Source organism: Kaistia sp. SLG-1, from assembly GCF_059699055.1.
In genome coordinates, this window is sequence record NZ_AP048544.1 from 4,993,585 (window position 1) to 5,010,527 (window position 16,943).

The following is a 16,943-nucleotide window of genomic DNA, read 5'->3' on the forward strand; positions in this document are numbered from 1 at the left end:
TCAGGCTCCTTTGTTCCGCGCACGCTTCATTGTGATGGCGACCAGGGTGAGGATGACGATGACCATCACGTAGGGCAGCGTCTGCACCAGCTCGGCCGGCAGGCCCCGGCCCTGCAGGCGGATCTGGATCGCGTCGAACAGGCCGAACAGCAGCGCGCCGAGCGCCGTCGGCCAGGGCCGGTTACGGCCGAAATAGAAGGCGGCGAGCGCCAGGAAGCCGCGCCCGGCGGTGATGCCCTCGTTGAAGATGCCGACGACGCCGATGCAGAGATAGGCGCCGGCGAGACCTGACATCGCGCCGGCGAAGACGGTCGAGGCGTCGCGGAGGTTGAGCGGGTTGAGACCGAGGGCGCGGGCCGCCTGCGGCGCCGCGCCGGCGGCGCGAAGCCGAAGCCCCATGCGCGTGCTGGCGAGGAACCACGCCGTAACCGGCACCAGCAGCCAGGCAGCCCAGGTGAGCGGATCGTGGTCGGAGAAGATCGCGCCGAGGATGGGAATGTCGGCGACGACGGGGATATGGATGCGCGGCAGCATGGCGACATCGGGCAGGCTCAGCGTGCCCGACGTGCCGTACCAGCTCTTCAGGAAGAATCGCACCAGCCCGGCGACGGCGATGTTGAAGCCGAGGCCGACGATGATCTCGTTCGCCTGCAGCCGCGTGACGGTGAGCGACATCAGCAGGCCGAGCAGGCCACCGACGAGGGCTGCGGCGACGAGCGCCGCCGGCCAGCTTCCCGTCTGCGATGCGACCATGAGCCCGACCAGCGCGCCGGCCAGCATCATGGAATCGAGGCCGATATTGACGAGGCCGGCGACGCGGTTGACCAATCCGCCGAGGGCGGCGAGCAGGATCGGCGTCGTCATCACGAAGGCCGCGTGGATGATGTTGTCGATCATTTGCCGCCCTGCCGCTGTTTCAGGAGCCAGCCGAAGCGGGCGACCGCGAAGATCATCACCGTTCCCTGCAGGATGTTGACGATCTCGATCGGCACGTCGCTGAAGAGCTGGATGGTGGCGCCGGACGTCGCCAGCGCGCCGAAGAGCAGCGCGGCCAGGAGAATGCCGATCGCCGAGCCGCGACCGAGCAGCGCCACGGCGATGCCGGTGAAGCCGTAGCCGGGCGAGAAGCCGACGACGAAGCGGTTGACGGTGCCGAGCGCCTGGATGCCCCCGGCGAGCCCGCCGATGGCGCCCGAGAGCAGCATCATCTTGATGATCAGCATCGGCACGTTGATGCCCGACGCGATAGCGAAGCGCGGGTTCAGGCCAGCGAGCCGTGTTTCGAGCCCGAGCGCCGTGCCGCGACCCCAGAGCCAGTAGAGCACCAAAAGCGCGATCGCGATCAGGAAGCCGGCGTTGAGCGTCGAGGGCGGCAGCAGGCGCGGCAGGCGCGCGGCTTCCGCCACCATCGGCGTCGCCGAATTGGCCGAGCCCGGCGCCAGCAGCGGGCCGTTGACCAGCCAGGCGGTGAGGCTGACCGCGATGAAGTTCAGCATCAGGGTCGTCACGACCTCGTCGACGTCGAGCCGCGCCTTCAAAAGCGCCGGCACCAGCATCCAGAGCGTGCCGGCGATGACGGCGGCGCCGAGCGCGAAGGGCAAGAGTAGCGCGGCCGGCAGGCCGACATAGGTGAAGCCGACATAGGCGGCGGCGAGGCCGCCGACGAGCACGCAGCCCTCGACGCCGACATTGAACACGCCGGAGCGAAACGCGACGGCGGTGGCGAGACCGGTCAGGATCAGCGGCGTCGAGGCGGCGACGGTCGCGGCGATGCGCTTGACGCCGCCGAAGGATTCCTGGAGCAGCAGCCAGTAGACTTCGAGCGGGTTGTGGCCGGCGACGCCGAGCACGATGCCGGCGACGACGAGGGCGAGCACCAGCGGCGCGACGGCGAGCGCGACGTCGCGCCAGCCGACCGCCGGGGTCGCCCGGGCGGAGGAAGCGACGGCGCTCATGCGGCGTGCTCCTGGCGATGTTCGCCCAGCATCATGCGGCCGAGCTCCTCGACCCTGGCCGAGCCGCGCGCCACTTCGCCGGTGACGCGGCCGTCATAGAGCACGACGATGCGGTCCGACAGCGCGATGAGTTCATCGAGTTCCTCCGAGATGACCAGCACCGCCCCGCCGCCCTCGCGGTAATCGAGCAGGCACTGATGGATGAAGGCGATGCCGCGAATGTCGACGCCGCGCGTCGGCTGGCAGGCGACGAGCAACTTCGGCCCGCCGTCGAGCTCGCGCGCCATGGCGACGCGCTGCTGGTTGCCGCCCGACAGGCTGGAGATCGGCAGCGCCGACGAGGCGCGCTTGACCGAGAAGCGGTCGAGCAGGGTTTCGACATGGCGCTTGATGGCGCGCTTCTGCAGCACGCCGCCCTTGCAGAGATCCGGCGAACGATGCCGGCCGGCGATCAGGTTTTCCGCGATCGGCGCCTGCAGGCAGAGCCCCTCCGCCGCGCGGTCCGGGCTCAGATAGGAAAGGCCCAGCTCGCGCCGGGCGCGCAGGCCGAGCTTCGTCACGTCCTGGCCGTCGAGCTTGACCGTGCCGCGCTCGATCCGGCCGAGGCCGGTGACGGCGGCGATCAGCTCGTCCTGGCCGTTGCCGGCGACGCCGGCGATGCCGACGATCTCGCCGGCGCGGACATCGAGATCGAGTTCCTTCAGCCGCAGCACGCGGCGGGCATCCATGGCGGCGAGGCCGCTGAGTTCGAGCACCTTGCGGCCGACCGTGCTCGGCCGGGCGTTCGGGCGGCTCAGGATCTCGCCGATCATCATTTCGGCCAGCGCCGCCTTGTTGGTCTCGGCTGCGGCCAGCGCGCCGATGACCTTGCCGGTGCGGATGACGGTGATCTCGTCGGCGAGCGCCATCACCTCGTCCAGCTTGTGGCTGATGAAGAGGATGGTGCGGCCCTCCGAGCGCAGCTTGCGCAGGAGCACGATCAGCTCCTGTACCTGCGCCGGCGCCAGCACCGCCGTCGGCTCGTCGAGGATGAGCACGTCGGCGCCGCGATAGAGCAGGCGCAGGATCTCGACGATCTGGCGCACATGCACCGGTGCGTCGTCGACCGGCATGTCCCAGTCGAGCGTGACGCCCGCCTCGCGCTCCAGCTTTCGCGCGGCGTCGAGGGCGGCCTTGCGGTCGATGCGGCGCAGGCCGTCGAGCGGCTCCTGCGCCAGCACCAGGTTTTCCAAGAGCGTCAGCCCCGGCACCAGCATGAATTCCTGGTGCACCATGCCGATGCCCTTTGAGAAGGCATCGGCAGGTCCGAAGAAGACGGTCGGCATGCCGTCGACGAGGACGACGCCCTCGTCCGGGCGGTCCATGCCCTGCAGGATGCGCATCAGCGTCGACTTGCCGGCGCCGTTGCCGCCGACGATGGCATGGATGGTTCCGCGACGGGCGCGGAAGGTGATGCCGTCATTGGCGACCAGCGCGCCGAACCGTCGGGTGACGCCCTGCGCCCCCAGGCGGATCGTCGTGTCCGGCTGAAACTCATCCATCGACATGGACCGTCCTTACGAGTGGAAAGCGCTTACTTCAGGAAGTCCGGATAGCCCTGGTCGACGACGTTCCAGACCTTGATCTTGCCGGAGAGGATGTCCTGCTTGGCCGCCTCGACCTTTTCGAGGATCGGCGCCGGGATGAGCGCCTTGGTGTACTTCATCTCCGACAGGCCGACGCCGTTCTCCTTGAGGCCGAGCGTGATCGTCTTGCCGCCCGGGAACTTGCCGGCGGCGTAGTCCTTCACCACCGCCTCGACGGCGTTGTCGGAATGCTTGACCATGCTGGTGAGCACGTTGCCGGGGGCGATGCCGTCCTGGTCGGTGTCGACGCCGATGGCGTAGACGCCGGCTTCCTTGGCCGCCTGGATGACGCCCATGCCGGTGCCGCCGGCGACGTGGTAGATCACGTCGGCGCCTTCCTCGATCATCGCCTTGGCCATCTGCAGGCCGACGGCCGGATCGCCGAAATTGTTGGAATAGGCGATCTTGACGACGACGTCCGGATTGGCCGCCTTGGCGCCCTGGACGTAGCCGGCGATGAACTTGTCGATGCCGGCCGACTTGGTGCCGCCGATCACGCCGATCACCGGCTTGGCATTGATGCCCTTGATCGAGGTGTCGGTCGTCACCAGGGCCGCGAGCGTGCCGGCGAGGTAGGAACCTTCCTGCTCCTCGAACAGCACGGAGGCGATGTTCGAGCCCTCGCGTACCTGGTTCAGGATGACGTATTTGGTGTCCGGATAGTCCTTGGCGACCTCGAGCATCGGCTCGCCATGGGCATATTCGAGATCGACGATCAGGCCGAAATCGGCATCCGAGGCGCGGCGGAGGATCTCGGTCGCCTGCGAAACCACTTCCTTGGACTCGACCGCCTTGCCGTCCAAACCGGTTTCCTTCAGCGCGCGCTGAAAGCCGGAATGGGCGAGGTCGTTGTAGGACTGGTCGCCGAGGCCGCCCTGCGAGACGATCAGGGCGACGGGCTTGTCCTCGGCCCAGGCGCTAGCCGTTCCAAGGGCCGAGGCGAGGACCATCGTGGCCGCGAGCGCCATCGAGGTGGTTTTCATCTGCATTCTCCGTGTTGGGGCCGTGGTTCCGCGGTTGCCGCACAAGCGTCGCCTCATAAGAGTAGCGACGGGCATCGTAGACAGCGTTGACCGCGTCGAGCGGCGTACCGTCCGCGGCAAAGGAGTGACGCGCGACGGCGACGACCACCGCGTCCCCGCCGAGGTTGAGCAGCTTCCGATCCTCGGGCTCCGCCGCGCAGGCGACCAGGCGCTCGGTGGCGCTGTGGACCGAAAGGCCCCGTTCCTCGAAGAAGCGATAGAGCGAGAAGGCCTGCGAGGCGGCGACCTCGCGGGTCAGTCCGATCGAACGGGCGAGCTCGGCCGAAATCACCGAGCGATGCAGCGCGACCGCCCTTCCGTCGACCAGACGCAGACGGTCGAGACGGATCAGTTCGGCCCCTTCCGGATAGGGCAGCGATGGCTGCCAGCGCGCCTCGCCGAATTCGAGCAGCTGGTGCGTCGCCTTGTGGCCGGCAGCCTCGACGGCCTCGGTGAAGCTCAGGAGATAGCCGGGCTGGCGACGTAGCGGCGCCGCCGCCACGAAAGTGCCGCTGCCCTGGCGGCGGGTGATCAGGCCCTCGTCGGCGAGCTGCTCGACCGCCTTGGCGACGGTGAAGCGGCTGACGCCCCAGTCGCGCGCCAATTGCGGCTCGCTCGGAATCCGCGCCCCCTCGCCGAGCGAGGCGATGTCCTCGCGCAGCCGATCTGCGATCTGCAGATAGAGCGGTCCGTCGCGATCTCTCGTCCCTGCGGCCATTGGTGTCTCCCAACTTGTCCAGTCAACTGTACAAGTGAATTTGGAGATTTCAAGCCGTCCAGGTGATTTGCCGCGAAAATTATTCTCCCGTGCCGCGACACCGCGGAATCCACGCCCGCGCCGTCGCGACGGCGCAGCAACAATCGGGCCAAACGGAAACGCCCCGCGCCCGCCGGGCATGGCGGTCGCGAGGGCTTTTTTATCGATCCGGAAAGTGAGGTGCGCTTCGGCGAAAAGGCCGGCCGGCCGATGTCAGCCGATCAGGGCCAGCGTCTCGCCGGCGACCGGCTTGAGGATCTCCGGCCGCGCCGTGACCCGCACGGCGGTGTCGATCGCCGCCTCGTCGGCCGTGTTGAAGGCGAACAGGCCGAAATGATGCGGCACGAGGAACGCCGCGCCGGCAGCGCCGGCGAGCGCGATCGCCTCGGCGAGCGTCAGATTGCCGGGAATGCCGGCGGCGAGCCGCACTGCGTCGCGGCCATTGACCGGCAGCAGCGCGATATCGGGACGAAAGGCACGCACGGCCTCGGCGAGGCCATCGAACGGGATGGTGTCGCCGGAATGATAGAGGCGGAAGCCACCGGCCCGGATGCCATAGCCGAGGAAGACGAACCGGCCCTCCGCGTCGCGCTCCAGCGTCTCGTGCGCCGCCGGGAACACCGTGACGGTGACGCCCTCCAGAGGGTCAAAAGTCTCGCCGGCATCGACGCCGATAAGATGAGCCGACTCACCGATGCGCTCTCGCGCGACATCCATGCGGGCGGCCGGGACGACAAAGGGAAGATCCGGAAAACGCTTCGCCAGCGGCCGCAGCGTGTCCGGATCCATGTGGTCGGTATGGGCGTGGGTGACGAGGACGAGATCCGGTCGCGGCAGCGCTTCGACCGCGATCGGCGCCGGCATCATCCGGCGATGGTCGTTGGCCTTGCCGGCATATTTCTTCGCCAGGCTGTCCGAGAGATAGGGATCGACGAGGATGCGGTGCCGGCCCGTCTCGATCCAGAAGCCGGCCTGCCCCAGCCAGAAGAGGCCGGGGCGGCCGGGCGCCGGGAAGCCCGGCTGGCGCTCAATGCGCATCGCGGGCCAGCGCGTCGAGGAGATTGGTGACGGCCCGCACCGTCGAGCGCTCGACCGAGGCGTCGGTGAAGCCGCCGATATGGCTGGTCAGCACCACCTTCGGATGATCGAGCAACGGCGAGGGCGCCGGCGGCTCGGTCTCGAACACGTCGGTCGCGTAGCAGGCGACGCGGCCGGAATCGAGCGCCTCAAGCAGCGCCGCGGCGTCGACAAGGCCGGCCCGCGCCGTGTTGACCAGCACGGTCGCCGGCGCCAGCGCGCCGATCCGCTCGGCCGTCATCAGCGGTCGGCCATCCGCCGGCATCGGCGCATGCAGGCTGAGCGCGTCGACGCCGGTGATCGCTTCATCCAGGTCGACGCGTGAAAAGTTCGGATGGACGACGCGGTCGGCATTGGCGAAGGGGTCGTAGCCCCTGACCGTGGCGCCGAGGTCGAGGCAGAGCTGCGCCAGCGTGGCGCCGATGGCGCCGAGGCCGACGATGCCGATGGTCGCCTCGCACATCTCGCGGCCGATCTGGCGCGGCCATTGCCCGTTCCGCATGCCCTCATGCGTCCAGACGATCTGGCGGAGCCCCGCCAGCGTCAGCGCGAGCGCCAGCTCGGCGACGCCGCGCGCATTGGTGCCCTCGGCGCGGCGCAGCTCGATGCCGCGATCCTCGATCGCGCGTAGCGGCAGGTTATCGACGCCGGTGCCGTTGCGGCTGATGACGCGCAGCCGGTCGGCCGCGTCGAGCACGCGCTCGCTGACCGGCTCGACGCCGGCGAGCCAGCCGACGCAGCCGGGGAGCGCCGCGATCAGCGCCGCCTCGTCGGGAATCGCGCCCGGCGCCGGCATGGCGAGCGAATAGCCGGCCGCCTCGAGCAGGGCGAGCGCCGGATGGCCGCCCCTCGACAGCGAGCGCGGCGTGATCAGGATCCGCTCCATGCTCAGCGCCCCGTCGCCCGCGCCGCGATGGCGGCGATCGCGTCGAATTCGGGGCCCGAGACCGGGATCTCGATATCGAACACCTCGGCGATCACCTGCGTCCAGCCATGGATGAAATAGGTCCAGCCATCCTCGACCTGCAGCCGCAGCGCCGCTTCCTGGGCGCGCGCCTGGTCGAGAAAGACGAGATCGCCGCGATAGTTGAGCTCCCAGACGACGGCGCGCTCCGGGAAGACGCCCTGGTCGGTCAGCGGCGAGCCGGGCGCGTCCTTGCCGAGGCCGGTGGCGTTGATGACGAGGCTGGCCGGCTTCATGCCGGCGAGGATCGCGTCATTGTCCTCCGGCCGGGGCGCCAGGCGATATTCGACCGGGATGTCGGTCCCGAGCTGGCGATGGATCGCCGCGATATGGTCGAGACGAGACTGCGAGCGGTTCGAGACGACGATGCGCGACGGCCGGTCGGCGCCGCGCGAGCGCTGCATCAGGTGCCAGGTGAGCGCGATGGTCGAGCCACCGGCGCCCATCGAGAACAGCTCGGCGCCGGTGTCGGCGAAATGGTTCGGGGCAAGGAAGCCGTCGATCGACAGGCCGGACGAGATCGGGTCCTTGGCATGGCAGATCAGCCGGCCGTCGCGCTTCGACAGGCAGCTCGTCTCCTCCATCAGCAGCGCATGCGGATCGATCTCGTCAAACATGTCGCGGCAGGCGGCGAAGAGATCGAGCTTGTGCGTCGTCACCAGCGCGCCGAGCGAGAGCGGATCGCTCTTCAGGAAGGCGACCGCCTCGCGGTAGCGCTCCGGCGTATCGTGCGGCACGAAGTCGATGCCCTTGATCTCGACATCGCCGAGGCCGAGATGGCGCGCCCATTCCGGGAACACCTTCATGATCGAGGACTTCGCGGTGGTGACGCCGATGAAATAGAAGGTCGGCCGCGTCGCGGGCTGGTAGCTCATGAATTCCCCCGGATCTCGGCGACGCGCGCCACGGCGGCGCGGGCATTGGCGGTGATCTTCGACCAGTTGCCGGCGGCGATGTCGGCGCGCGTCGCGATCCAGGTGCCGCCGACCGCCGCCACCTCCTTGAGCGCCAGCCAGTCGGCCAGATTGTCCATGCTGACGCCGCCGGTCGGATTGAAGCGGATGCCGGTATGGAGATACGGCGCGGCGATGTTCTTCAGCATCGACGGGCCGCCGGCCGGCATGGCCGGGAAGAATTTGACCATTCCGCAGCTGGCCCGCAGCGCCGCCTGCAGATCGGTCGGCGTCATGATCCCGGGCGCGAAGGGAAGGCCGCGCCTGGCGGCATGGGCCAGCACGGCGGCGTCGAGGCCGGGCGACAGGGCGAAGCGGGCGCCGGCGTCGACCGCCTGGTCGACCTGCGCCTCGTCGAGCACGGTGCCGGCGCCGACCAGAAGCTCCGGCCGCGCCTTGGCGATCGCCTCGATCGTGGCGCGGGCGGCGGGCGTGCGGAAGGTGATCTCGGCGACCGGCAGGCCGCCCTCTATCAGCGCGTCGGCGAGCGGGATGGCGGCGGCGGGATCGTCGAGCGCGATCACCGGCACCACCGCATGGGCGGAAAGACTATCGAAGATGGACATGCGGGATCAGTCCTGCGTGGCGAGGATGGCGTCGATCTCGGCTTTTGCGCGAGGACGGTAAGAGGCGTTGGGCACGGCCTTCCAGGCGGCGCCGTCGGCGACGATCCGCGTCGCCATGCCGCCGGAGCGGGCGATCAGCCCGTAGTCCTGGCCGGAATCGCTCGGATAGCAAAAGCTCATCACCAGCGGCGCAGCCCCAGTATTGACGGAGCGGTGGATCCAGAGCGGCGGCACATAGACCATCACGCGCGGCGCGATCTCGAGAACCCGGGTCTCGCCTTCCGGCGATTCCAGCAGCATCACGCCCTCGCCCGCCTCGCCGTAATAGGTCTCGGGGCGGTTGCCGATCGCGTGGATGTGGCCGCGCGTGACGAAGAATTCGTCGCCGATCTTGCCCGGCTCCATGAAGGTGGTGCCGAAGATCAGGTCGCCGCGGGCCGCGGCCGGGCGCACTTCATGGACGGTATAGACGACGCGGTCGCCCTCGCGGGCGACGGCCGCCGCGAAGGCGTCGCCATCGGCGTAGATGCCGCCGAGATCGGCGAGCCGCTTCTCGTAGCGCCCGGTCGGATCCGACAGCACGCCGCTTGCGGGATCGATGCGGTGGGAGGTGGGAGGAATAGCCATGTGGGTGTCTCCAATCGGTAGCAACACTACTCAATCGGTATCGCAATGCAACAGGATAGGGCCATTCCCGCGCTTGTTTTGGTAATTCTGCTCAAAATTCGACTTGCCACGCGCAGATTATGTAGTATCAGTACATAGCCGGCGTGGATCGCGCCGGGCCCTGCCGGGCGCAGGCCATCTCGCCCACCGCAATCCGGCCTTGCTCGTCGGGCCTCGCTTTTCGAGTATCCCAGCGGCCGTTCGGCAGTGTACGCCGGCCGCCTCACAAAGCTCTGGGAGGAGCCTCATGACTATCTCTTCCGCCAAGCCGGCCTCCGGCCTGCGCGCCTCGCTGCTGGCGCTCGCTTCCGCCGCCGCGCTGATCACGGCCGCCGGCAGCGCCGTCGCCGAGGGCGTCGCGCCGATCGCCGACCGCCCGGAGCCCGTCGCCAACGAGGCCGGCACCAAGGCCAAGATCGCCATCATCGGCTTCTCCAACAATCCGTACTGGATCGCCGTGCAGAAGGGCGCCGAGACGGCCAACGACGTGCTGAAGTCGCGCGGCGGCGAAGTGCGCTGGATCGTCGGCGGCGCCAACATCGACGTGCCGACCGTCAACCAGGCGATCAACGCCGCCGCCACCCAGGGCTATAACGGCATCGGCTTCTTCATCGCCGGCGAAGGCAATTGCGCCCTGATCAAGAATTTGATCGCCGAGAAGAAGATCTCGATCGGCGCCTACAACACGCTGTTCCCGTGCGTCGAGGAAGCCGGCGGCGTCATCAACTACGCGCAGGATCAGTTCGCCGCCGGCAAGAACGCCGCCGCCGAGCTGGTCAAGGCGGTCGGCGACAAGGAAGGCAAGGTCGGCGTCATCGTCAGCCAGTTCACGGCGCCCGGCTCCGAGCAGCGCCGCAAGGGCTTCGTCGAAGGCCTCGCCGGCTCGAAGCTCTCCGTCGTCAATGACGGCATCGAGGCCAAGGATTCGGCCGGCAGCACCTTCTCCGCCGCCAAGGACTTCCTGACCTCCACCCCCGACCTCGTCGCCATCTACGCGACGGCCGGCGGACCGTTCGGCGCCGCCCAGGCGGTGAAGACGGCCGGCAAGCAGGACAGCGTCAAGGTGATCGGCTACGACTTCACCAAGGAGAACGTCGCCGCGATTAACGATGGCAGCATGTTCGGCGTCACCGGCCAGGATGAGTTCGGCCAGGGCTACAACGTGGCGATCGCGCTGTTCAACGACATCGTCGCCAAGCAGAAGCCCGAAAAGGTCCTGCAGCCGGCCGTCAGCCTGTTCATGACCAAGGACAATGTCGACCAGCTCGACCCGGAAAAGCTGCCGGTCGGCGCCGTTCCGAAGCTCTGACGCGAAGACTGCCAACCACCATGTTGAACCGAGCCGAACGAATGCCCGCCGAAGATCCGATTGCCATGGAGAACCCGATCGCCCTGGAAGTCGCCTCCGTCGACAAGCGTTTCGGCTCGGTCCACGCGCTCGCCGATGTGAGCCTGCAGTTCCGCGCCGGCAGGGTCACCGCCCTGCTCGGCGAGAACGGCGCCGGCAAGTCGACGCTGATCCGCGTCTGCTCCGGCGTCCATCACCCCGACGCGGGCGAAGTCCGCGTCTCGGGCAAGCCGCAACGCTTGCCCAACGCCCTCGCCGCCAAGGCGATGGGCATCGCGGTCGTCCACCAGGAACCGCAGCTGGTCACCCAGATGACGGTGGCCGAGAACATCTTCTTGGCGCGACTGGGTTCGCGCGGCGCAGGCGCCGTGCACAACCGCGCCGGCCTGGTCAAGGAAGCTGAAAAGCTGCTCGCCAGCCTCGGCCTCGACAAGGAGCTGCCGGATCTTTCGGCTCGCTGCGTCGGCCTTTCGGCCGCCGAGCGCCAGCTGGTCGAGATCGCCCGCGCGCTCGCCGATGATCCGCATGTGCTCTTCCTCGACGAGCCCAATTCGAGCCTCACCCGCAAGGAGACGGATCGCCTCTTCGACATCGTGCGCCGGCTGCGCGATCGCGGCACGGCCGTCATCCTCGTCAGCCACCGCCTCGGCGAGGTCTACGAGATCTCCGACGAGGTCATCGTGATGCGCGACGGCCGCAAGGTCGGCGAAGGCCCGGTCGACGTGCTGCCGAAGCAGAAGGCGATCCAGCTGATGGCCGGAGAAAGGCTGAAGGCGGCGCTCGACCTCGCCGAGAGCGCGCCGCCGCCGCCCGCCCCCGGCGCCGTGCCGGTGCTTTCCGTGCGCAACGCCTCCGGCCTCGCCTTCTCCGACGTCTCCTTCGACATCCACGCCGGCGAGATCGTCGGCATGGCCGGCCTTGTCGGTTCCGGCCGCACCGAGATCATCCGCGCCATCCTCGGCGCCGACCCGCTCTTCGGCGGCGACATCCGCCTGAAGGGACGCCCGGTCCACTTCGGCTCGCCGCACGCGGCGCTGAAGGGCGGCATCGCCTTCATCAGCGAGGAGCGGCGCACCTCCGTCTTCTACGGCCACGACATCAGCTTCAACATGACGTCGAGCGTGCTGCAGCGCTTCGGCCGCTTCGGCTTCTTCAGCGAGCGCAAGCGGCGCGCCTTCGCGCAGAAGAGCGCCGACGAGATCGGCGTCAAGGCCGACACTGTCGGGGTCGGCATCCGCACGCTCTCGGGCGGCAACCAGCAGAAGGTGCTGCTCGGACGCGCCTTGGCCTCGAACCCGTCGCTGCTGATCCTCGACGAACCCACCCGCGGCGTCGACGTCCGCACCAAAGCGGACATGTACCGCCTGATCCGCACGCTGGCGCATGAGCGCGGCCTCGCGGTCTGGTTCGTCTCGTCGGAGATGGACGAGATCCTGCAGCTCGCCGACCGCATCGTCGTCGTACGCGGCGGCGAGATCGCCGATAGCCTCGCCCGCGGCCCTGAGGCCGCTCGCGTCGTCGCCTCGGCGCTCGGCGAGAAGATCGAGGACGCCGCGACCACCGCCCTCGCCTCGGACATGACATGAGCGCGACCCCGAACGACCCCGCGCTCGCCGGCAACCCGGACGCCAAGAACAGCCCCTACAGCAAGAACAAGGGAAATAGGATGAGTATCGCCAGCCTGAAGCGTCTGCCTCTGCTGCGAGGCCAGGAGACCGGGCTGATCGGCGTGATCATCGGCCTGTCGATCGCCTTCTCCTTCGTCAATCCGAGCTTCCTGACGACCGACAATCTGCGCAACGTGCTGGTCGCGGTGGCGGTGGTCGGCATCATGGCGATCGGCCAGTGCTTCGTCATCATCTCGCGCGAGATCGACCTTTCGGTCGGCTCGGTGATGGGCCTCTCCGGCCTCTGCGGCGCCTGGCTGATGGCGGCCGGCGTCAATCCGTGGCTCGCCATCGTGCTGGCGATCGGCGTCGGCGCCACGGCCGGCCTTATCACCGGCCTGATCGTGGTCGTGTTCCGCGTCAATTCCTTCATCGCGACGCTCGGCATGCTCTCGGTCGCGCGCGGCCTGACCCAGGTGATCTCCGGCGGCCTGCCGATCATGGTCGACCCGTCGGTGATGTTCATCGGCCAGGGCAGCTTCCTCGACATCCCGACCCAGGTGCTGATCTTCGTCGGCCTCGGCATCCTCTGCCAGCTGATCCTGACCCGCAGCGTCGTCGGCCAGCGCATCGTCGCCGTCGGCGACAATGACGAGGCGGCCCGCCTTTCCGGCATCCCGATCAACGCCACCCGCATCGCCGTCTTCGTCGCGAGCGGCGCGCTCGCCGCCATCGCCGGCATCGTCTACACGGCGCAGGTCAGCGTCGCCGAGGCGCAGGCCGGCACCGGCCTCGAGCTCGACGTCATCGCGGCGGTGGTGATCGGCGGCGCCAGCCTCTCCGGCGGCCGCGGCTCGATCCTCGGCGCCATGCTCGGCGCCTATCTGCTCGGCGCGCTGCGCAACGCCTTCATCCTGCTCGAACTCTCGCCCTTCCTGCAGCAGATGAGCGTCGGCATGGTGATCGTTCTCGCTGCCATCTTCGACCAGTTCCGGCAGGGCTCTTTCCGGCATGCGAACGTCATGCAATCGTTCCTGCACAGATTCCGGTTGCGCACGCGGTAGTATCGCGCATCGGCGCAAGGACCCAACAACGATGCAAACTCACGTCTCCGCCTTTGTCGGAGGAACCGGCAACATCCTCGAGGTCGCGCGCGCCATGCGCGACGAGCTCCGGAAGTCCGACCGCAAGGTCTGCGACGCTATCCTCGCCGATCCGCGCCGCATCCTCTCCGCGACGGTGGCGGACACGGCGCAGCTCGCCGGCGTCAGCCAGCCGACCGTGATCCGCTTCTGCAGCGCGATCGGCTGCGACGGCTTCCAGGACTTCAAGCTCCGCCTCGCCCAGAGCCTGGCGCTCGGCGTGCCGGCGACCCACTCGGTCATCTCGGACGCCGACAGTCCCGACCAGGTGGCGCAGAAGATCTTCGACTACACGATGACGAGCCTCGACTGGGCCCGCAACCGCCTGGAATCGACGGCGCTTGCCCGCGCCGTCGACGCGCTGGTGGCGGCGCAGCGGATCGAGTTCTTCGGCTTCGGCGCCTCCGGCATCGTCGCCATGGACGCGCAGCAGAAATTCCCGCTGTTCGGCGTGCCCTGCGGCGCCGAGATCGACTCGCACCAGCAGGTGATGGTCGCCTCGCTGCTGAAGCCCGGCGACGTCGCCGTCGCGATCTCCAACACCGGCACGACGCGCTCGACCGTCGAGGTGGCGAAGCTCGCCCGCGAGAACGGCGCGGCGGTCATCGGCATCACCGGCAATGACGGCGGCCCGCTCGCCGAGGCTTGCGACATCGTCCTTCTGACCGAGACGCTCGAGAACACCAACATCTACACCCCGACCATCTCGCGCATCGCCGCCCTCGTCGTCGTCGACATCCTGTCGACGGCGGTCGCGCTGCGGCGCGGCGAGGCGCATGTCGAGAGCTTCAAGCGGATGAAGAAGACGCTGAGCCACATGCGCTCGACGGCCCGGATCTAGAGCAGCGGCCCATCGGGATGCGGCTGGGGCGAGCCCGAGCCACGCCCCGCCATGTCCGCGGCCCATAGCTCGTAGCGACAGTACAAAACCGACAGAAAGCGGCCTCATGTCCAACACCCCCAAGAACCTCAGCGCCGCCGACCTCGCCCAGAGGATCGACATCAGCGCGGTGCAGGCCTTCCACACGGAAGCGGACGTCCGCTCGCTCGCAGCCCTTGCCGTCGAGAACGGCTTCATCGCCGCGCATGCGCTGCCGAATTTCGTGCCGCTGCTGCGCTCGCTGGTGCCCACGGGCGGGCGCACGCTGGTCGGCGGGCCGATCGGCTTTCCGGCCGGCGGTCACATGACGGCGATCAAGGTCGCGGAGGCGGCTGCATTGCGCGAGGCGGGCGCCGACGAGCTCGACATGATGATCAATGTCGGCCGCCTGAAATCGGGCGACCTCAACTATATCCGCGACGAGATCGCGGCGGTGATCGAGGCGGCAGCACCGGTGCCGCTCAAGGTCATCCTCGAACTGCACCATCTGACCGACGCCGAGATCGAGACGGCGGCCGACATCGTCGCGTCGAGCGGCGCCGCCTTCGTCAAGACCGGCACCGGCTGGACGCCGGCCGCGGCGACGCTGCCGCGCATCCGCCGCATCGCCGCCGTGGTCGACGGCCGCGCCGGCATCAAGGCCTCGGGCGGCATCCGCGATCTCGCCACCGTCGCCGAGATGGTGGCGATCGGCGTCACCCGCTTCGGCATCAACACCGCCTCGGCGATCGAGCTGGTGAAGCAGGTCGACGCGCTGCCGGGCGGCGTGCTCGTGATCACCGAGAAGGCCTGAGGCGATGGCCCGGACAGTTCTGGCGCTCGATCTCGGCACCGGCGGCGTCAAGTCGGCGCTCTATGACGCGAGCGGCGCCTGCCTCGCCGAGCGGGTGCAGAACTATCGCACCTATTTCCCAGCGCCGGGCCTGCATGAACAGGATCTCGACGAATGGTGGGACGCGGTCGCCGCCAGCATCCGCGCGCTGCTGGAGGCGGAGGGCGTCGACTGCTCCGCCGTCGGCGCGATCAGCATTTCCGGCCATAGCCTCGGCTGCATCCCGCTCGACGAGAACGACCGGCCGCTCCTCACGCGCGTGCCGATCTGGTCGGACGCACGCGCCGGCGCCGAGGCGGAGACCTTCTTCCGAAACTTCGATTATGAGCGCTGGTACGGCCTCACCGGCAACGGCTTCCCGGCCCCGCTCTATCCGCTGTTCAAGATCCTCTGGCTCCGGGCGAACCGTCGCGAGATCTTTGCCCGGACCCGCTCGATCGCCGGCAGCAAGGATTTCATCAATTTGCGCCTCAGCGGCCGCCATGCGACCGACCCGTCCTATGCCTCCGGCAGCGGCGCCTATGATCTGCACGCCCGCGCCTTTTCCGACGAGATCCTTGAGGCCGCCGGCGTCGACCGCGCCCTCTTCCCGGAGATCGTGCCCTCGACCGGGATCCTCGGCACGGTTCTGCCGGAAATCGCCGCCGAACTCGGTCTGCCGGCCGATGTCGTCGTCGTCACCGGCGGCGTCGACAACAGCTGCATGGCGCTCGGCGCGCGCACCTTTTCCGAAGGCGATTTCTACGGTTCGATGGGCTCGTCGAGCTGGCTCACCGTCTCCTCGACCAAGCCGGTGCTCGACAGCCGCGTCCGCCCCTTCGCCTTCGCCCATGTCGTGCCGGACCAGATCATCTCGGCCACCTCGATCTTCTCGTCGGGCACCAGCCTTTCCTTCGTCAAGGACAGGCTGATGGCCGGCGATGCGGGCGGCTATGAGGCGCTGTTCGAGCGCGCCGCGAGCGCGCCCTTCGGCGCCAACGGCCTCCTCTTCGTGCCGACGCTCGGCGGCGGCACCAGCCTCGAGGGCGGGCCGGAGGTGCGCGGCGCCTTCGTCGGCCTCGACCTCCGCCACAACCAGGCCGACATGCTGCGCGCGACGCTCGAAGGCATCGCGCTCGGCCTGCGCGTCGCGCTCGACGAACTTCGCCGGCTTACCGAAGTCAGCCGCGTCATGACCATCGTCGGCGGCGGCGCGCGCAGCGCGCTGATGCGCCAGATCCTGGCCGACATCCTCGACTGCACCATCGACAAGACCTCGATCGACCAGCAATCGGCGTCGCTGGGTGCTGCGGCGCTCGCCATGGTGGCGCTCGGAAACTGGGCCGACATGCAGCCGCTGCTCGGCCTGCACAAGGCGGAGCAGCGCCACGAGCCGGACGCCGGCGAGGCGGAGCGGGTCGGAAAAATGCTGGCCGCCTATCGCGCCGCCGCCGAGGCGCAACGGACGCTGGCGCCGCTGCTGGCGGAACTGCGCGGCTAAAGCAAGGCCCTCACCCAACCCTCTCCCGCAAGCGGGCGAGGGCTTTGGGCCGGTGCTGCCCGGCAGTCA

Annotated in this window: 16 protein-coding genes; 6 read left to right on the forward strand and 10 right to left on the reverse strand. The window is 68.7% G+C overall.

Annotated features, from left to right (window positions below):
- The 10 genes from AC6HZP_RS23190 to AC6HZP_RS23235 form a co-directional block, all read right to left on the reverse strand.
- A complete protein-coding gene (locus AC6HZP_RS23190) occupies positions 1 to 897 on the reverse strand; it encodes an ABC transporter permease (protein WP_201401290.1) in 897 nt (298 codons plus the stop codon).
- Entirely contained in the window at positions 894 to 1,955 is a 1,062-nt protein-coding gene (locus tag AC6HZP_RS23195) for an ABC transporter permease (protein ID WP_201401291.1), read from the reverse strand. Before AC6HZP_RS23195 ends, AC6HZP_RS23190 begins: the two co-directional genes overlap by 4 nt.
- Complete coding sequence (locus tag AC6HZP_RS23200) at positions 1,952 to 3,502, reverse strand: ABC transporter ATP-binding protein (protein WP_497524734.1); 1,551 nt, start codon at positions 3,500 to 3,502, stop codon at positions 1,952 to 1,954. Before AC6HZP_RS23200 ends, AC6HZP_RS23195 begins: the two co-directional genes overlap by 4 nt.
- 26 nt (positions 3,503 to 3,528) lie before the next feature.
- Positions 3,529 to 4,563 (reverse strand): BMP family lipoprotein, encoded by a 1,035-nt coding sequence (locus AC6HZP_RS23205; protein WP_497524735.1) that lies wholly within the window; start codon positions 4,561 to 4,563, stop codon positions 3,529 to 3,531.
- Entirely contained in the window at positions 4,499 to 5,320 is an 822-nt protein-coding gene (locus tag AC6HZP_RS23210) for a GntR family transcriptional regulator (RefSeq protein ID WP_497524736.1), read from the reverse strand. Before AC6HZP_RS23210 ends, AC6HZP_RS23205 begins: the two co-directional genes overlap by 65 nt.
- 252 nt (positions 5,321 to 5,572) lie before the next feature.
- Positions 5,573 to 6,397: an MBL fold metallo-hydrolase gene (locus AC6HZP_RS23215; RefSeq protein WP_497524737.1), complete on the reverse strand. Its 825-nt coding sequence runs from the start codon at positions 6,395 to 6,397 to the stop codon at positions 5,573 to 5,575.
- Positions 6,387 to 7,322: an NAD(P)-dependent oxidoreductase gene (locus AC6HZP_RS23220; RefSeq protein WP_497524738.1), complete on the reverse strand. Its 936-nt coding sequence runs from the start codon at positions 7,320 to 7,322 to the stop codon at positions 6,387 to 6,389. Before AC6HZP_RS23220 ends, AC6HZP_RS23215 begins: the two co-directional genes overlap by 11 nt.
- A gap of 2 nt (positions 7,323 to 7,324) precedes the next feature.
- Positions 7,325 to 8,275: a shikimate dehydrogenase family protein gene (locus AC6HZP_RS23225; RefSeq protein WP_497524739.1), complete on the reverse strand. Its 951-nt coding sequence runs from the start codon at positions 8,273 to 8,275 to the stop codon at positions 7,325 to 7,327.
- Entirely contained in the window at positions 8,272 to 8,919 is a 648-nt protein-coding gene (locus tag AC6HZP_RS23230; protein WP_497524740.1) for a bifunctional 4-hydroxy-2-oxoglutarate aldolase/2-dehydro-3-deoxy-phosphogluconate aldolase, read from the reverse strand. Before AC6HZP_RS23230 ends, AC6HZP_RS23225 begins: the two co-directional genes overlap by 4 nt.
- Before the next feature lie 6 nt (positions 8,920 to 8,925).
- Positions 8,926 to 9,546 (reverse strand): glucose-6-phosphate isomerase family protein, encoded by a 621-nt coding sequence (locus AC6HZP_RS23235; protein WP_497524741.1) that lies wholly within the window; start codon positions 9,544 to 9,546, stop codon positions 8,926 to 8,928.
- 286 nt (positions 9,547 to 9,832) lie between these two features.
- On the opposite strand from AC6HZP_RS23235, the gene AC6HZP_RS23240 reads away from it, so the two are divergent.
- The 6 genes from AC6HZP_RS23240 (at position 9,833) to AC6HZP_RS23265 (ending at position 16,874) form a co-directional block, all read left to right on the forward strand.
- Positions 9,833 to 10,894, forward strand: a complete 1,062-nt coding sequence (locus AC6HZP_RS23240; RefSeq protein ID WP_497524742.1) for a sugar ABC transporter substrate-binding protein — start codon at positions 9,833 to 9,835, stop codon at positions 10,892 to 10,894.
- Positions 10,895 to 10,935: 41 nt separating this feature from the next.
- Positions 10,936 to 12,519 carry a sugar ABC transporter ATP-binding protein gene (locus tag AC6HZP_RS23245; RefSeq protein ID WP_497524743.1) on the forward strand — a complete coding sequence of 528 codons (1,584 nt, stop codon included), beginning with the start codon at positions 10,936 to 10,938 and terminating at the stop codon, positions 12,517 to 12,519.
- Positions 12,516 to 13,604 carry an ABC transporter permease gene (locus AC6HZP_RS23250; RefSeq protein ID WP_497524744.1) on the forward strand — a complete coding sequence of 363 codons (1,089 nt, stop codon included), beginning with the start codon at positions 12,516 to 12,518 and terminating at the stop codon, positions 13,602 to 13,604. The genes AC6HZP_RS23245 and AC6HZP_RS23250 overlap by 4 nt, the downstream gene beginning before the upstream one ends.
- Positions 13,605 to 13,635: 31 nt before the next feature.
- On the forward strand, positions 13,636 to 14,523 hold the full coding sequence (locus AC6HZP_RS23255) for an SIS domain-containing protein (protein ID WP_497524745.1): 888 nt from the start codon (positions 13,636 to 13,638) through the stop codon (positions 14,521 to 14,523).
- A 106-nt stretch (positions 14,524 to 14,629) separates the two neighbouring features.
- Complete coding sequence (deoC, locus tag AC6HZP_RS23260) at positions 14,630 to 15,355, forward strand: deoxyribose-phosphate aldolase (RefSeq protein ID WP_497524746.1); 726 nt, start codon at positions 14,630 to 14,632, stop codon at positions 15,353 to 15,355.
- Positions 15,356 to 15,359: 4 nt separating this feature from the next.
- On the forward strand, positions 15,360 to 16,874 hold the full coding sequence (locus AC6HZP_RS23265; RefSeq protein ID WP_497524747.1) for a xylulokinase: 1,515 nt from the start codon (positions 15,360 to 15,362) through the stop codon (positions 16,872 to 16,874).
- Positions 16,875 to 16,943: the final 69 nt, after the last annotated feature.

Bases quoted from the DNA above. Each gene is read 5' to 3' on its own strand.
- AC6HZP_RS23215 (WP_497524737.1), bottom strand. From the start codon at position 6,397: ATGCGCATTGAGCGCCAGCCGGGCTTCCCGGCGCCCGGCCGCCCCGGC.
- AC6HZP_RS23235 (WP_497524741.1), bottom strand. From the start codon at position 9,546: ATGGCTATTCCTCCCACCTCCCACCGCATCGATCCCGCAAGCGGCGTG.
- AC6HZP_RS23230 (WP_497524740.1), bottom strand. From the start codon at position 8,919: ATGTCCATCTTCGATAGTCTTTCCGCCCATGCGGTGGTGCCGGTGATC.
- deoC (WP_497524746.1), top strand. From the start codon at position 14,630: ATGTCCAACACCCCCAAGAACCTCAGCGCCGCCGACCTCGCCCAGAGG.
- AC6HZP_RS23210 (WP_497524736.1), bottom strand. From the start codon at position 5,320: ATGGCCGCAGGGACGAGAGATCGCGACGGACCGCTCTATCTGCAGATC.
- AC6HZP_RS23190 (WP_201401290.1), bottom strand. From the start codon at position 897: ATGATCGACAACATCATCCACGCGGCCTTCGTGATGACGACGCCGATC.
- AC6HZP_RS23225 (WP_497524739.1), bottom strand. From the start codon at position 8,275: ATGAGCTACCAGCCCGCGACGCGGCCGACCTTCTATTTCATCGGCGTC.
- AC6HZP_RS23250 (WP_497524744.1), top strand. From the start codon at position 12,516: ATGAGCGCGACCCCGAACGACCCCGCGCTCGCCGGCAACCCGGACGCC.
- AC6HZP_RS23195 (WP_201401291.1), bottom strand. From the start codon at position 1,955: ATGAGCGCCGTCGCTTCCTCCGCCCGGGCGACCCCGGCGGTCGGCTGG.
- AC6HZP_RS23205 (WP_497524735.1), bottom strand. From the start codon at position 4,563: ATGAAAACCACCTCGATGGCGCTCGCGGCCACGATGGTCCTCGCCTCG.
- AC6HZP_RS23240 (WP_497524742.1), top strand. From the start codon at position 9,833: ATGACTATCTCTTCCGCCAAGCCGGCCTCCGGCCTGCGCGCCTCGCTG.
- AC6HZP_RS23265 (WP_497524747.1), top strand. From the start codon at position 15,360: ATGGCCCGGACAGTTCTGGCGCTCGATCTCGGCACCGGCGGCGTCAAG.
- AC6HZP_RS23220 (WP_497524738.1), bottom strand. From the start codon at position 7,322: ATGGAGCGGATCCTGATCACGCCGCGCTCGCTGTCGAGGGGCGGCCAT.
- AC6HZP_RS23255 (WP_497524745.1), top strand. From the start codon at position 13,636: ATGCAAACTCACGTCTCCGCCTTTGTCGGAGGAACCGGCAACATCCTC.
- AC6HZP_RS23200 (WP_497524734.1), bottom strand. From the start codon at position 3,502: ATGTCGATGGATGAGTTTCAGCCGGACACGACGATCCGCCTGGGGGCG.
- AC6HZP_RS23245 (WP_497524743.1), top strand. From the start codon at position 10,936: ATGCCCGCCGAAGATCCGATTGCCATGGAGAACCCGATCGCCCTGGAA.